The following is a 15164-nucleotide window of genomic DNA, read 5'->3' on the forward strand; positions in this document are numbered from 1 at the left end:
AAGGTGAATACGGTGACGCACGCTGCGGCGCGGAGGAGGAATGTCGATGCTTACGGGCAGGGAAATCGCGCAAGCCGCGGGAGTGTCCCAGGCGACCGTCTCACGCGTGGTGCAGGGCTCGGCGCGAGTCAGCGAAAAGAACCGCCGCCGTGTCGAGGAAGCCATGGCGAAGTACGGATATGTCCCCAACGCACAGGCGCGTGCCATGCGCACCCAGCGGTCGGGTGTGATCGGGGTCATCGTCGGCGAGTTCACGAACCCCTGGTACCCCGTGATGATGTATGCGCTGGCCAGGGAGATAGCCCGAGCTGATCTCCGCATCAATTTTTGGGTATCCGACGGTGAGAACAGCGAGCAGGCCGCGATTGAGGCGATCCGTTCGAAGCTCATCGACGGGCTGATCTTCACGACCGCAACGCGTGATTCACAGGCGTTGCCCACAGCCCTTGAGCTTGGCTTACCCGTCGTGCTTGTCAACCGCAGCCTTGAGAACATCACGAGTGATCAGGTGACTGGCGACAACGTCGGCGGTGGCGCCGCCGTCGCGACCTACTTCCTCGCCCACGACCGCACTCGTGTCGCCGTTGTGGGCGGTGGCCCATGGGTCAGCACCGGACGCGAGCGGCGCAAAGGGTTCCTGGACGTATTTCACGATGCGGGGATCCACATCCCTCCTACCCATATCCCAGAGACGGCGTTCACCCATCAAGCGGGTCTCGACGCCGGAAGAGTGTTGCTCGCGAATGATCCACCCCAAGCGATCTTCTGCACCACGGACATCATCGCTTTCGGCGTGATCGACGCCGCGATGGAACGTGGGATGCGTGTGCCCGAAGATCTCTGGGTCACGGGCTACGACGACATCCCGATGTCTGCATGGAGAGTGCTCGACCTCACGACAGTCCGCCAACCCATCGATGACATGGCAAGACTGTCGCTAGAGATTCTCCTCGCCCGCATCGAGGACCCCAACGCTGCGGTGGCCGAGAAACGCTTCGCGACCGAGCTCGTCGTGAGGGGTTCCACAGGAAACATGGCAAGGTGAGCGCTCCCTTTCGCCCGGAGAAGTCAAGGAAATTGATTACATATGCCGGCGTCACTGAGAGGCCAATCACCTAATCGGTCGTCCAAAAATCGGTAACCTAAGATGATTGCGCGTCGTGCCAGGAGTCCCGACACGTCTAGCACCGAGAGCACCGCGGGTAGATCGGTCTCCGTCAATGCGTTTGACTGCTAAGTCCCGACGAAGGCGGATTATGAGCGAAACTGGCAACCTCAGAAGCTGGCGAGGACTCGAGATCAACAGCCCTTGAACGCAATGCTTCGTTCTTGACGATCGAGCCCGAAATGGGCAGGACATGTACTCGCCCGACGGTACCCGGATCGACCTGTGTCGCAGCATGCGTTCTGAACACCCCAAGATCGGGTGGGTCTGCCGCACCGATAGGTGCCATCTTGATCTGGCTTGCCTGCGGGCGGCCTGGAAGAGTGTCAGCGTGCCGGGGCCGTTTCCTGCTGACCTGCTCGACGACGCTGTCCGCCTGGCCAGCAAGAGTGAGACCCGAGTCACGGTCGATCGGATCGCCAAAGACTTCGGCGTTCATCCCATGACGATGCAGACATGGTTGAACCGGGCCGAGACTCAGTCCGGCGCCAAGCCCGGTCAGACCGGCGGCGAAGCAGCCGAGCTGGGCGAAGCCCGCAAACGAACCCCGCTTCTGGAACACGAGGTCGAGGTCCTGCGGCGCGCAACTGCACCTGCCCCAGCTGTGCGAGAGACCCGATCATGATTCGTAGCTGCCGATATCGCTCGCTTCTGTTCTGTGCCGGAAGTGATCATGAGCGTCCTTCTTCGGTGGAAACGGTAATCGCGACCTTGCCGCGCACGTCTCCGGCTGCAAGGTACCGTATCGCCTCTGGAACCTCCGCCAGTGAAAAGGTCCGGTCCAGACTCGGCGTGACCGTCCCACTCTGGAAGTGTCCGGAAAGCCGTTCCAGGTCGCTTCCGCGTTCCTTGGAGGCGAGCATCGTGAGTCGCTGGCTCACGAACCGGGACAGCAGCGGCGCCCGCAGACTTCTCCCCAACCCACCGGTCCAGTCACCGCCTTCCTCACCGCCGACGACGACGGCTGTCCCCGTAGGAGCCAGTGCGCGCCGCAATCGGGCGAGAGTGGGATTGCCTCCGATGTCGAGGATCAGGTCGTAGCGGTGTGAACCGTCCGCGAAGTCGTCCCGGGTGTAGTCGATGACGTGGTCCGCGCCGAGGGATCGCACGAAGTCCTGCTTTCCGGGGCTGCAGACGCCTGTCACCTCCGCGCCCAGTGCCTTGGCCAATTGCACGGCAAAACTGCCGACACCGCCGGAGGCACCGAGTACCAGCACCTTCTGCCCCTGCTCCACATGGCCTGAGTCACACAGCGCCTGGAGGGCGGTACCGGCCGAGATGGGGACGACCGCGGCCTGCTCGAAGGTGAGGTTCGCCGGTTTGTCGGCCAACTTGGCCTCTAAAACCGGAGCGTACTCGGCGAAGGAGCCTCGGGACATCCCGTACACCGGCTCACCGACGGCGAACTTGGTTACAGCGGAACCGACTTCGGCGACCGTTCCGGCGACGTCGATTCCCGGCACCGGGTTCTTCGGTCTGCGGAAGCCGAAGCCGATGACCCGCATCAGATAAGGTCGGCCAGCCATCATGTGCCAGGTTCCGCGGTCGAGGCCCGCTGCGCGGACGCGCACAAGCACTTCATTCTCGGCGATCTTGGGGCGGGGGATCTTCGCGAGGTTGAAGACGTTGGTGGAGCCGTACCCGTTCTGCACGATGGCTTGCATCAAGACCTCTTCCCTGTGCGAACCGTGTGGTGCGCCGCCCGTCGTGGCGTGGTCTTTTTGAGATGACATGATGTTTTCCTAACGCTGATACTGGGGCAATCACTGTGGCAATCCGACCAAATTGGCACTCACCCTCCCTAGCTGATCGGCGGTGGCTTCGTCGTAGCTGGGCTGTGATGATCTCTTGGGTTTTCGGTGGGCGAAGAAGCGGCTCGTGACCGGCTCAAGATCGGGAACCGAAGCCACATAGATCGATGTGGCGGACGTGCTCGCCACGCCGGGATGCAGTGCGTTGGCAGTGACCAACGTGCCTTGCAGCTTCCTGGCCGACTCATAGGTGAACAGGAACTCGGCGAGCTTGGATTGACTGTAGGCCCGCGATCCGGAGTAGGACCGTTCGCACTGCAGGCCGTTGAAGCCGATAGGCCCTGTGGTGTGCGCGAACCCGTCAACGGTGACATCCCGAGTGTCCCGATAACCGCCGACATTGTTGATCAGCACACCATTCCGAGAAGGGCTCTGGAGTACTTCCTCAGCCAAGCACCGCACTTCTCGCTGCGAAGACAGATCCGCGAGCAAGGTATCGACCGTTTCCCTACCTGCCACCCGGATCTCGCACGCCGGACTCTCGGTGCGCCCGTGGTCCCGTCCGGTGATCGCGAGATGCGCACCCATTCTGGCCCGACCCACTGCGGTCGCCTTGACGATTCCAGCCGTTGCCCCTGTGACCAGCGCGGTCTTGCCGACCATCATCCCGCTGCTCATGACTCTTCTTTCGGGAGGGTGTAATTGCCCGATGAGCGCCGCTTGCAAACCCTACTCGTGCGAGGTGATGGACCGCTATAGTTGCGGACCGAAATAGACTCCGGATGCTTTCAGAAAGACTCTAAGAGCCGATCTCCAACCTCATGGGACGCCAGCCCAGTGGCTCGTGCGCCAACCGCCGCACCACCGTCTTCCGGGGTGTACCCTCACTTCCGCAGCGACGGCACCACTGATCCGGATCCACGATCCGGCAGGCCAGTACCGCACGGTCAGGTTCGATACGCTGCCCAACGGCCTCCAGGCAGAGCTCGTCCGACGCGCGGCTCCCGACTGCATCCTCACCTGTGATGAGCTGGTTCACCTCCGTGGACGGCCGTCCTGTCTCCCGGGACTGCCCGGTGCCGCAGGCCGCAGCTGAGAGCCTCAGTCGCGGCTGTGGGCTCGAGCTGCTGCGTGGGCCAGACGGCGGCCGACATCAATCGGTGACCGGGGGGAGCCGCGGAGGAATCCGGCCAGGGCCCCGCTGTAGGCCAGGAGCACTTCATCGGCCAGGTCCTGGGCATGTCCCCCGGCAAGCGGACGAGACAGGTGCGAGAGACGGTCGGCGAGCAGGGCGGTGTCCCCGGCCAGCACGTCGCTGATCTCCTCCGCGGCCTCGGGGAGCTCGCTGGCCGCGGCCAGGAAGGCGCACCACCGTGACGGATGACGCCGGTCACCCCGGTAGGAGGCGAGGGCGTCGAAGACCGCGAGCAACCGATCCAGGTCATTGTCGGCCGCAACGATGTACTGGTCCCAGACCGCCCGCCAGTCCGCCAGTCGAACCCTCAGCGCCTCGGCAACCAAGGCATCCTTACTTCCGAAGTGCGTGTACAAGGTGGCCGCCGAGACCTCCGCTTGACGCAGCAGCTCATCGACAGGCGTGTCCCGGATGCCGCGCTCGAACAGCACGCGATCGGCCGCCTCCAGCAACCGGGTGCGCGCAGGGATTCGCTGGGCCGTGGTCATCACACCAGTGTAGGGACCACCGGTTCAGAACGGGCGTTGTGGTGTAACATTACGACCGTTCTAGTGGTTCTCGGGGAGAGGTGCGATGCGAACTCAGGTGCTCCGCGACATGGCAGCTGATCGCGACCACCGCCGGACTCGTGCGCTGCAGCCCCGGGCTCTGATGGGCCATCGATGTGGCCCCACGCTCGGGCCGAGGGTACAAGCGGCTCCGTCAGTTCTCGCGCCGCAGCCCACCGATTGGCAGTCGGGCTGAGCGCATCTTGATGCCGATCCCGCTGAGGCCGGCAACGACGCCTGTGCATGTCACAGGATAAGGAGTAATTCATGACGCTCTCCGCGGGTGGCCGGATCGGTCTGGCCGGTGCGGCGGTGGTCGGGGTCGCCTTCGGCATGGCCCGCTACGCCTACGGCCTGACGCTGCCCAGCATCCGGGAGGACCTGGGGCTCTCCGAGCTGGTGCTCGGCCTCATCGCCAGCGCAACCTTCGCGGGCTACCTGGCGGGCCTGCTGCTCGCGGGACGGCTCGCCGCGCGGCACGGGTCGCGTGCCCCGACGACCGTGGGCGGGGTCTGCGGCGTTCTGGGGGCGGTGATCGTGACACTCGCGCCGTCGCCTTGGCTGCTCGCCGTCGGTGTCGTCCTGGCTGGCAGTGCCGGCGGTTGGGTCTGGGCGCCCTACTCCGACATCGTGACCCGTTCGGTGCCCTTGCGGCAGCAACCCAGAGCGCTGGCGATCATCACGACCGGCACCAGCGGCGGACTCGTACTGCTGGGCGGGCTCGCCGCCCTGGCACTGCTGGGCTCCTGGCGCCTGGTCTGGGTCGGCATCGCTCTGGCTGCGGTGGCCGCCGCACTCGTGAACCTCAGCCTGGTGCCGAAAACCAGGCCGGATTCGCGCCCGGTCGCACGCGGCGGTGCCTCCTCGCTGGTCCGGGCGCTGCGCGTCCCGGGCGCCTACTCCGTGGTCTACTTCGCGGTCATCGTCATTTACTTCACCTACGCCTCCGACGTCCTCGAGCACGGCACCCTTCCGGCGGCAGCCGTCCCGGCGCTCTACGCCGCCATCGGCTTCTGCGGCATGGTGGGCGTGGCCACCGGGACCTTCGCGCGGCGGATCGGCAGCGTGCGGGTCGCCGCGTTGTGCCTGGCAACGGTCGGTGTGGCGCTGGCGTTGCTGGGGTTGGCCAGCGACTCCCTGATCGCAACGGCGGTCTCGGCGTGCATCTTCGGCGTGGGGTACATGACAGGATCGGCGGTGCTCGCAGTTTGGACCGCCGAGCTGGTGCCCGAGCGCGCCGGCGCGGCGTTCACGGCCTGCCTGGTCGTAGGAGCCCTCAGCTCTGTCGCAGCACCGGCTGTGGCTGGTGCGGTGATCCCCGGCCTGGGCCTGGGTGCCCTGCTCGTCCTCACCGCGGCCGTGTCACTGCTCAGCGGCGTGGCGCTGATTCTGCACGGGTCCTCCCGAGGGCCAGCGGTCGGCGACACCAGGTCGTGAAGATGCGAGCCCTGCTCGTCGTCGAGGTACACACCATGCGTTGTGATGAGCCCCGAAACCGACGTGCTGAAACCCGACTACCTACCCCCTGGCCACCCATCACGGCGGGTCAGGTCAAGCACCTCGTCGCATGGACCGGGCAGCCTTGAAACTCGCGGTCATGCCGCACCAGGTCAGGTCCCCGAGCAGCTCGATGGGCAGCCTCTTGCTCGTATCAGGCATTTCTATGCCGATGATCGGACCAACCCTGACTGCATCGAGGTTCACCGTTCACGGGTCGTCATCGCCGTCCACGGGAACGGTTCGAGCCACACCGCCCACTTCCAGCTCGGGGCCCAGGAAAGCGCAGGCAGCGTCGCCCGTGAGGTCATAGGTCACCCGCAGCGTTCGGGCCCATCCACGTTCCCACCAGGCTGGCGCGCATGCGCCTGGTCCGAGACGACGTCGACCGGCGTGTCCAGCTGCTCGCCAGAGAGCTCGGGGTCAGCGGCCGCGCCCTCACCGCCTCACCTTGAGAACCAGTCAGGACTCTCCTGGGACCTTTCCACGGAAGGGTCGCTGTCCTCGATCAAGAAAGACCGCGGCGAGTGCTGGAATGGCCGAGGCCGGGCGTGATGCACTGAGATGCCGCTTCCGGCACGGTAGTGTTGGCGCCACCTAGGCGTCAACGGCGTGACGCTCGTGAGTTCCTTCTTCATTCGGAGGCACGTCATGTCCAAGACCTTCCAACGCGTCATCGGTGTCGTCATTCTGCTCGGCGCGGGGGCCTTGAGTCTCCCGGTGACGGCATCGTTCCTGGACGGTCCGGGGACTGAGAACTGGATTCTCCCAGTGCAGGCGAGTCTCATGGCAGTTATCGGTGCGGCGTGTGGCCTTGCCCTGCCAGCCCTGGCGCCGACCGGCGCCTTCACTGCTGTACGGGCGCTCATCGGTGCCGGATGGGGCTTGCTCGCGGGCATGGTCGGCCTACTCACCTTCTGGTTCCTGCTCAATGGGCTCGGGGGCGCCTGACCGCTCCTTCACTGGATTGCGCAGTGACCGAAAGGGACCTGGACCTAGCCTGCCGCGACCTGAGCGCATGGCTGCGACCCCAGCCCGGGGCAGGACCGCCCAGAAAATCACCGGGGGGATGGTCTCCAGCATGGATTCCCTTCGGCAGCCGTCTGACTATCTGCGTGGGCATCCCCGTGCTGGGCTTGGAGGGCCGAGGGAGAACCCTCCGACGTGCGTCGTCGCTACCCCGGCCAGGCCGGTCATCTCAATGAACTCGCTGACCCGTGAGGCCTTGATGTAGTGAGTGACGGTGCCCGACGTCGGCCGGTCCCGGGCGCGATCGTGAAGGTGAAGGAGTGCACGGCGGCGGTCTCGCCGCAGCGCCTAGTGAGCTCGTGCGCGGGGCGGGCAGTCATGCCTGCCGGGGTGTGCGGAGCGGCTGGCTGTCGAGGCTGGCGGCCAGGGTCGCCGGTGATGCGGTGTGGCGGGGCCAGGTCCAGGCGGAACGCAGGATGAAGACCAGGAGCAGCACCTCGAGTCCGATGGAGAGGCCGTAGAAGTAGAAGTAGGTCCAGGACTCCCCTGCCGCGTTGACTATCGAGACGGGGATGTAGAGCGCTGCCACGACGAGGTTGATGGTGCGGCTGAGACGGGCAGGCAGTGTCGTCGAAACCAGGATCATGAGGATCGGGATCGCCATGAGCGTGAGCGAAATTGCGACAAAGGTTGGGCCGATGTCGAACTCGTAGACGATGCCGGCCAGGATGTCATCGACGACGCCGGGCTTGTACAGGGCGAGGTAGTCGACGTAGATGTAGAGGAACATGAAGCTCGTCCATGCTGCTGCGAGTTTGGCCTGCACGGGCATGCGCAGATCTTCCAACCTGCTCCGGGACGGCGGATTCTCTCGTGGGATGTGGGATTGAGGCGTTCTCATCACGATGCTCCTTGGTTAGATTGGGTGGGTGTTTCCACCTTCACGGATGCCGGCGGCGGGCACATCAGCCCCGGAGCCTGATTCGACCTGGCCGTTGGTACAGCCGAGCTCCTGTACTTTCGGCGGATGCACCGAGCACTCGGGCTGCCTAGGCTGATCAGATGGCCACCAACGCACTTCGCTCGCTTTGGGCCGAACCTCGACCCGCGAATGCCCCGGACCGAGGGCCGCGGGACTGGGCCTTGGTCGCTGTACTGATCTGCTGGTCCCTGTTGGAAGTCGTGCTTCGCCAGGACCTGGCGCCGCTCCCGCTGCTGCTGCTCGCGGTGCTCGCGGTCCTCGGCCCCCTGCTGTGGCGACGCACGCACCCGCTCGTCGCGGTTGCAATCTCCTTCGGCACGTTGACGATCGTCGACATCGTCAGAATCCTCACCGGGTCTCAAGGTGGCCTGCTGAACAGCATGTCGGCGGTGCTGATCCTGGCCTACGCCCTGTTCCGGTGGGGCTCCGGCCGGGAAGCCGCGCGCGGCCTCGGCGTCATCCTGCTCTGGCTGGCCATCACCTACGTCGCCGACCCCATGAGCCTGGCGGAGACGGTCGCAGGGTATGCGTTCTTCCTGTTCGCCGCCGCGCTCGGCGCCGCGATCCGCTATCGCACGAAGATCCACATCCGCGACATCGACCAAGCCAAGTCCCGCGAACGCGAACAGCTCGCTCGTGAGCTCCACGACACCGTCGCCCACCACGTCTCGGGCATCACCATCCAGGCCCAAGCAGGACGTGCCAACGCGGCCTCCCACCCCGAGCGTGCCATCGAGGCCCTGGCTACCATCGAAGACGCAGCGACCCGCACCCTCACCGAGTTGCGCGCCATCGTCGGCGTGCTCCGCGCCTCACAGGACACCGAGTTCGCGCCGCAGCCCGGCGTGGCCGAGGTCGAGCAGCTCGCCACCGATGGCCAGACTCGTCCCTGCGTCAAGGTGACGCTCTCCGGCGAGTTCGATGACCTCAGCCCGGCCGTCGGGGCCGCGATCTACCGCCTGGCCCAGGAGTCCATCACCAACGCACGACGGCACGCGCGCCACGCGACCCAGGTCACCGTCGCCATCACAGGCGACGCCGACCAGGTACGGCTGACCATCGACGACGACGGCTCCGCCGCGGGCGGCCGCGCCCCAGCGGGCTTCGGCCTGGTGGGCATGCGGGAACGCGCTTCACTGCTCGGCGGCACCTTCCACGCAGGCCCCGCCGCCGAGCGGGGCTGGCGGGTAGAAGTGGTCCTGCCCCGAACCGGGACGCCACGATGAGCATCAGGGTCCTCATCGCCGACGACCAGCCGATCGTGCGCACCGGGCTGACGATGCTGCTCGACGCCCAACCCGACATCGAAGTGGTCGGCGCGGCCGCCGACGGGCGCGAGGCAGTCCGCCTGGCCCTCCAGCTGCGCCCCGACGTCGGCCTGTTCGACATCCGCATGCCGCTGATGGACGGCATCGAAGCCACTCGACGCCTCGCCGGCCCCGACGTCACCGACCCCCTGCCGATCGTGGTCATCACCACCTTCGACCTCGACGAGTATGTCCACGGGGCGCTCAAAGCCGGCGCCCGCGGGTTCCTGCTCAAGGACGCCGGACCCGCCCTGCTGACCCAGGCCATCCACGCCGCCGCCGACGGAGACGCACTGATCGCTCCCAGCGTGACCGTCCGACTGCTCGCAGCATTCGCGCACGCACAGACCTCACCACCGAGGCAGCCGATAGAACCGCTCACCGCCCGCGAGGAGGAGGTCCTCGTGCCTGTAGCCCAAGGTCACACCAACAACGAGATCGCCAGCGAGCTTTACATCACCCCAAGCACCGTCAAAGCCCACCTCGCCAGCCTCATGCGAAAAATCGGCGCCCGAAACCGCGTCGAGGTCGCCATGTGGGCCCACGAGACCGGCCGAATCTGACGCCGCGAAGGTTCCCGGCGCAGATCCGAATGCTTCCCAAGCCCATCCGATGTCGCTCGAATCAAGGAACAGCGGTCGCCTCCAAACCGTCTTCATCCAAGGTGAAGACCACGGTGCCGTGGAGATCAGTGCGGTAGACCGCGGCACCGAGGCCCTCCAACGTGCAGATGATCTCCGCAGCGGGATGCCCATAGGTGTTCTCCTGAACTTCAGAATTCAGAATCTTGGGACTGCCACCATGGGGAAGGACGGGTGGACGGCGGCAGCCTGGCGCGTGCAGTAGGAACCGTCCGACTTGCGCGGAATGCTTGATACCAGCTCGGTGCACCAAGCCCGGTGTGCCTCGTCGAACGGGGCGTCCCTGTTGCCCTTGAAGTGAGCCTCATTGACTTCGGGAGCACTGTCGGTGGCGCGGCGAGATCCTCGCCTGGACGGTCCTTTGTAGACGTCGTCTGGCCACACCTGCGCATTCGGCTAGTCGCGCCGACCTTGAACCACTAGACGGTGATCAGATGAGCGCGTAGACCCGTGACGGGCTCGCTGTGCCGTCCACGATGGGCAAAGGAGCTACCACCAGCATCGCTCCTACGGTTGGAAGTTTGTCCAAGTTCTGCAGCGAGGTGATTCCATACTTGTCATTGCCCAGCAAGTGATAGTGGACAGGAAATGGCGGGTCCAGTTCCGCACCGCGACCGGCATCGATTCCGACCGTTTCTACTCCGATGCCGGAGAGCGAAGTCTCCTCTGCGATCCAAAGGGCCGCCTCTGCCGAGATCCCAGGAGTGTGTGAGCCGGTGTCGTCGGCGTTGAGGAACGACTCCTGATCTTGAGAGAATCGGTCCCACCCGGTGCGCAGGAGCAGCCAACCGTTATGTGGCAACGGCCCATTCTCGGTCTCCCAGACACGAATATCGTTGATCTGGAGCAGGAAGTCCGGGTCATCTTCGACCTGCGCCCTGACGTCCAGCACCGCGGCAGGGCCGATCAACCGTTCAGGCGGGATAGAGGATACATCGTGACCTCCTCGTCCTGACACCCAGTGAACCGGGGCATCGATATGGGTGCCGACGTGTTCACCAGTGTGAATGTTGTGGTGTTTCCAGAACGGCCCCTGTGCGTCGTACTCAGCGACCTTGTCCAAGCTGAAGTCGATCAGGTTGACGAAGGGTTCAGGCAGCTTCAAGGTAGGAGTTGAGGCGGACAGCGGATTTGTGAGATCGACGATGCTGACGGATTTGTCGAACAAACCGGCGATCAGAGCATTGACTGCAGTCACTTGGCTATACCTTATTCTCGAGAGTTGATCTGCGGTGAGTGTATCGGAGCTTCAGTGCCCCTTGAAAGCTTCTGCCAGCCACCATGAACCTCCATCGTCTGCGATTTTCGCGTCGATTACCACCGGACAATTGGGGTCAGACGAAACCCATTCACGCAGGGGTTCGAGGTCTTCTGTGGAGCGTACGGTGATACCTGTGGCGCCGAATCCTCGCGCAATGGCAGCAATGTCTGTGTCTGGAAAAGTCACCGTTGTCAGGTCCTGGTCTTCTCCGAAGTGGTGTACCTCAGCTGAGTAGGCAGCATCGTTGTAGACCACCACCACCAGTGGCAGTTGAAGGCGCACGGCAGTTTCCAATTCCTGGACGGCCATAAGGAACCCACCGTCACCTGTTCCCAGAACTGGCATCCGGTGAGGTTGCGCCAGTGCTGAACCAATAGCGGTGTATAAGCCCAGCCCGATCGATTGGAAAGCCTGCGTGAAGCAGAAACCGAACTCGTCGGGGACGTCGAAGTATTGGCTTGGGTAACCCATGAAGTTGCCGGAGTCGATGCTGACGATGCGCTCAGCAGGAAGAATCCGATTGATCTCCTTGGAGAGCTCGCGCGGATCGACACTCTGTCCTGGAGTGCCCAAGACCTCGGTCGGCGTCTGATCCCAACGCGAGAGAGTCGCAATGCGTTGTCGCACTTCAGTGGTGCGGTAGCGGGTCCTCTCCCGACCATCGAACGCTCCCAACAGTGCCTGGGCGACGCCGGCAGCACTCCCAAGGACCGGTATGTCGACAGGACGCTGTGCACCGAGTGCGGAGTCTTCCACGTCAATCTGAGCAACCACGGTGTCACGACCGATGAGCTTCCCATGGCGCATCGTCCACATGTTGAGCGCGCAGCCGAACGCTACTATCAGGTCGGCATCACTGATCAACTCTGCGGTCAAGGGCGAGGAGAAGCCGCCAGAGATGCCGAGGTCGAAGTCGTCCCCATGGAACAGCCCTTTCGCCACGGCACTGGTGGCCAGCAGGGCTCCAGTCGCCCGGGCCAGCGCTGCGATGTCCCTCTTCGCGCCGCGTCCGCCGCGCCCTGCCACGAATACCGGCCGCTCGCTGTGAGATATCGCCTCGATGAGTTTCTCGAGGTCCCCCTCGGAAGGCGCGGTCTCGGGTCGTGGCTCAACGGTGAGGTGGGGAATCTCTCCGATCGCCTCGGATGCCTGGACATCCAGGGGCAGGTTCAAGACCACCGTGCGACGGTCCCTCACGGCTGTCCGATAGGCCCGCAGGGTGTCGGTGAGAGCGGATTCTGCTGAATGGACCCGGTCGGGTTCTGCGAGCAGAGCGCGGGCGAAGTCCCTCTGGTCCATTGCGAAATTGGAATGGACCTGGGCAGCGGCGGTCTCAGCTGCTAGCACGATCATGGGAGTGCGTGACTTGGCGGCCTCACTGATTCCGGTGCCGGCATTGGTCAGGCCGCACCCCTGATGGAGGCTCAAGACGCTGACCTGTCCGCTCATTCGTGAATAAGCATCCGCCATCGTCGCCGCACCGCCCTCATGCCTCGAAGCGGTGAACGGAACCCCCGCGTCACGCAAAGCGTTGGTGACGACGAAATTGCCACTGCCAACTACACCGAAGGCATGGCCGACACCGAGGCGCGCCAGGTAGGCGCCGACCTGTTCTGCGACGGTCATCATCTGCTCTCCTAAAACGTTGGAATCACCGGTGTACCTTAGCTGGCTACCGGTGCACAAGACGCCTTCCGAGCACTATCTGTGGCAGGTTGGGTATTGCGTCGAAGGCTTGTCAGGTCACGTCACGGTGTCGAGGATTCTCTTATCGGGGGTTCCGGCCCGCCGAATCACGTCCTGGACCACTGGCCAGTGGGTGCTCTGGTCCAAATCGGGCCTCAACCACGCTGGGCCGCCCAAGAAACTCTGGACGGCTCCTTCGCCCAGACGGAGTTCTTCGGCTCGACGAAGTGACGTTATCGGAGCCAGTGCCACCTGGGGGCATCCGCAATGTGGTGGTTCATCAGCTCACTCAGTGCATGCTCTACTGCGTCATGCGTCTGATCTGGCTGCCCCGGTACGCGCGGGTCCTCCGCTGAGATCACCTTCCAGCCGTCGGCGGCCAGAGCGTGTGCCATGTGACTGGCGTGCTGACGGTCTACATGTGCTTTCCAGAACCCTCCGTGCAGCAGGACGGCCGATCCCAGCTCAGGTCAGGGTGTAGCAACGGCCTGAATCGTTCAGTATCCAGCAGCGATGTGGTGATGCGTCGGGCGAGATTCCGGATCCGCAGAGCCCGTGCCCGCAGGTACTCGAGCCTGCCGTTGATGACTGTGGGCCGGTTGGAAGTCCCCGGCCTCTCGAAGTAGGCCAGGATGTCAGCAGCCCGACGATGGAACGCCCGGCCTACGTCTACCAGTTCATGCAAGTGCCGCGGTACGCCCCCGATTGATCAGAGTTCTGCAGCACAGTGCGTGCAGTGCCGAACAGCCACATTGCCACCCACAGCTGAGGAGCTGTCCGCCGCACTGGCTGAGTCCGCCGCGCCCCCGATCTGATTTCGTCGATTCAGCGTCAGGCGCAGGCTCAGGGCTACGTAGTAGAGCATGTAGCCGCCGGACAAGGCGATCAGCCACAGGCTCGGTGAGGGGTACTGCACAAGAATCAGCGCGTACAGGCCCAGCCACAGCATGGTGAGCGTCATGGTCAACCACCACGCGGTCTCGGTTCTGGAGGGGTAGACGTATTTGATCGGAACGAAGACGAGCACTGTCAGGACAAGCAGCGCGGTGGTGGTCGCGGCAGTGCTGGCGCCGAGCACGATGAGGTAGAACGCCGCAATGTTCCAGTAGCTGGGGAACCCGACGAAGAAGTGGTCGTCGGTCTTCGCGTCGCTGCGGCAGAACTGATAGCAGGACGCGAGCAGAGGCACGGAGGCCACAACGCCGCCGAGCCAGCCGCCCGGCAGATAGCCTGCGCTCCACAGGAGAATCATCGGTGCAAAGGCGTAGGTGATGTAGTCGATGATGTTGTCCAGCAGCGCACCGTCGAAGCCCGGCACCACCTCCTTGACGCGGAATCGGCGTGCCAGAAAACCGTCAGAGCCGTCGATGATCATTGCGGCGAGGAAGAGCCACAGCACGACCTCGACTTCACCGGCATAGGACATGTGCACCATCAGCAGCGCAAGGACCACACCCAGCGCGGTATAGGCATGGACCGACATCGCCCTCAGGCGTTGCCACGAACCGGATTGAGGTGCAGACATGGCCTCACCCTAGTCTGCTCAATCTGCCGGCGGCCACATCGGTCTGGCGCATCATCACAGCGGTAAACGGTGGTCTGTTCGCATCGCTGGATGTCGCCCCCGCTGGACGAAAGACGGTCTCGACGGATCCCTGTCCTATACGGTCTCCGGTCCGTAGCAATCGCCATTGCATGGGGTCCATGACGGTTTGGTCCCCGACGGAGACTTGCGGGGTGCGCTACACACCCCAGATGGCGGTGAAGCTCATACTGCTCACGAGACAGGTTCGTGGACCGTCGTGGAAAGGGAACGCAATGCCCAGCGACGCCGTCATGCCGTTCGCCCACCACCGCACTCGACCCGCCGAAGCGTTCTTGCGCCACGGCTCCCGTGACCAGCATCCAGCCCGCCAGCAGTGCAACCTCGAATCCCACGATTGCAACCGTCACGGCAGCCAAACAAGGGGATTCCAGGTGTGCCACCTGCGGGTACTCCTCGGCGAGGCCCGCGGCGATGCGTGGAACCACGATGACTTGCGCGATGAGGGCTCCCAGAGCCAACGCTCCCTGAGTGATTCAGATGCCGAGAAATTCTGACCTGGTCATGCCTAGACGCTCCTCATACTCCTCCTAGTTCTGCGCACTAGCAGTGGCAGGGT

Annotated in this window: 13 protein-coding genes and 2 pseudogenes; 6 read left to right on the forward strand and 9 right to left on the reverse strand. The window is 64.2% G+C overall.

The features are described 5' to 3' along the window. Positions 1–40: 40 nt before the first annotated feature. Positions 41–1045, forward strand: coding sequence for a LacI family DNA-binding transcriptional regulator (locus LSI54_RS09575; protein ID WP_241469599.1), 1005 nt, complete (start codon positions 41–43; stop codon positions 1043–1045). A gap of 313 nt (positions 1046–1358) precedes the next feature. Continuing rightward, positions 1359–1790 (forward strand): hypothetical protein, encoded by a 432-nt coding sequence (locus tag LSI54_RS09580; protein WP_241478239.1) that lies wholly within the window; start codon positions 1359–1361, stop codon positions 1788–1790. Between the two features lie 46 nt (positions 1791–1836). Here LSI54_RS09580 and LSI54_RS09585 read toward each other — a convergent pair whose 3' ends face one another. From LSI54_RS09585 to LSI54_RS09600, 4 genes and pseudogenes are all read right to left on the reverse strand, one after another. Further along, a complete protein-coding gene (locus LSI54_RS09585) occupies positions 1837–2898 on the reverse strand; it encodes an NAD(P)-dependent alcohol dehydrogenase (RefSeq protein ID WP_241478240.1) in 1062 nt (353 codons plus the stop codon). A gap of 30 nt (positions 2899–2928) precedes the next feature. After that, complete coding sequence (locus tag LSI54_RS09590; RefSeq protein ID WP_241469605.1) at positions 2929–3594, reverse strand: SDR family NAD(P)-dependent oxidoreductase; 666 nt, start codon at positions 3592–3594, stop codon at positions 2929–2931. A gap of 130 nt (positions 3595–3724) precedes the next feature. Next, positions 3725–3955: pseudogene (locus tag LSI54_RS09595) on the reverse strand (hypothetical protein); the annotation flags it as partial. A 62-nt stretch (positions 3956–4017) separates the two neighbouring features. Continuing rightward, a complete protein-coding gene (locus LSI54_RS09600; RefSeq protein ID WP_241478241.1) occupies positions 4018–4599 on the reverse strand; it encodes a TetR/AcrR family transcriptional regulator in 582 nt (193 codons plus the stop codon). Positions 4600–4926: 327 nt separating this feature from the next. On the opposite strand from LSI54_RS09600, the gene LSI54_RS09605 reads away from it, so the two are divergent. Together LSI54_RS09605 and LSI54_RS09610 are read left to right on the forward strand one after the other, a co-directional pair. Continuing rightward, positions 4927–6096, forward strand: a complete 1170-nt coding sequence (locus LSI54_RS09605) for an MFS transporter (protein ID WP_241464599.1) — start codon at positions 4927–4929, stop codon at positions 6094–6096. A 711-nt stretch (positions 6097–6807) separates the two neighbouring features. Beyond that, positions 6808–7107 (forward strand): hypothetical protein, encoded by a 300-nt coding sequence (locus tag LSI54_RS09610; RefSeq protein ID WP_241476205.1) that lies wholly within the window; start codon positions 6808–6810, stop codon positions 7105–7107. Between the two features lie 394 nt (positions 7108–7501). Here LSI54_RS09610 and LSI54_RS09615 read toward each other — a convergent pair whose 3' ends face one another. After that, a complete protein-coding gene (locus tag LSI54_RS09615; RefSeq protein WP_241478242.1) occupies positions 7502–7957 on the reverse strand; it encodes a DUF6326 family protein in 456 nt (151 codons plus the stop codon). A gap of 230 nt (positions 7958–8187) precedes the next feature. Between LSI54_RS09615 and LSI54_RS09620 the strand changes: the two genes are divergently transcribed. Both LSI54_RS09620 and LSI54_RS09625 read left to right on the forward strand, forming a co-directional pair. Further along, positions 8188–9333, forward strand: a complete 1146-nt coding sequence (locus LSI54_RS09620) for a sensor histidine kinase (protein ID WP_241469612.1) — start codon at positions 8188–8190, stop codon at positions 9331–9333. After that, positions 9330–9977, forward strand: a complete 648-nt coding sequence (locus LSI54_RS09625; RefSeq protein WP_241464595.1) for a response regulator — start codon at positions 9330–9332, stop codon at positions 9975–9977. Before LSI54_RS09620 ends, LSI54_RS09625 begins: the two co-directional genes overlap by 4 nt. A gap of 508 nt (positions 9978–10485) precedes the next feature. Here LSI54_RS09625 and LSI54_RS09630 read toward each other — a convergent pair. The 4 genes and pseudogenes from LSI54_RS09630 to LSI54_RS09645 all read right to left on the reverse strand — a co-directional run bounded on the left by LSI54_RS09630 (position 10486) and on the right by LSI54_RS09645 (position 14527). After that, positions 10486–11253: a cyclase family protein gene (locus LSI54_RS09630; RefSeq protein ID WP_241464594.1), complete on the reverse strand. Its 768-nt coding sequence runs from the start codon at positions 11251–11253 to the stop codon at positions 10486–10488. Positions 11254–11304: 51 nt separating this feature from the next. Next, positions 11305–12942 (reverse strand): thiamine pyrophosphate-binding protein, encoded by a 1638-nt coding sequence (locus LSI54_RS09635; protein WP_241470341.1) that lies wholly within the window; start codon positions 12940–12942, stop codon positions 11305–11307. Positions 12943–13417: 475 nt separating this feature from the next. Then, positions 13418–13702: pseudogene (locus LSI54_RS09640) on the reverse strand (hypothetical protein); the annotation flags it as partial. 9 nt (positions 13703–13711) lie between these two features. Beyond that, positions 13712–14527: a CDP-alcohol phosphatidyltransferase family protein gene (locus tag LSI54_RS09645; RefSeq protein ID WP_241478243.1), complete on the reverse strand. Its 816-nt coding sequence runs from the start codon at positions 14525–14527 to the stop codon at positions 13712–13714. Positions 14528–15164 lie beyond the last annotated feature (637 nt).

Source organism: Nesterenkonia sp. AY15 (genome assembly GCF_022565855.1).
GTDB lineage: Bacteria > Actinomycetota > Actinomycetes > Actinomycetales > Micrococcaceae > Nesterenkonia.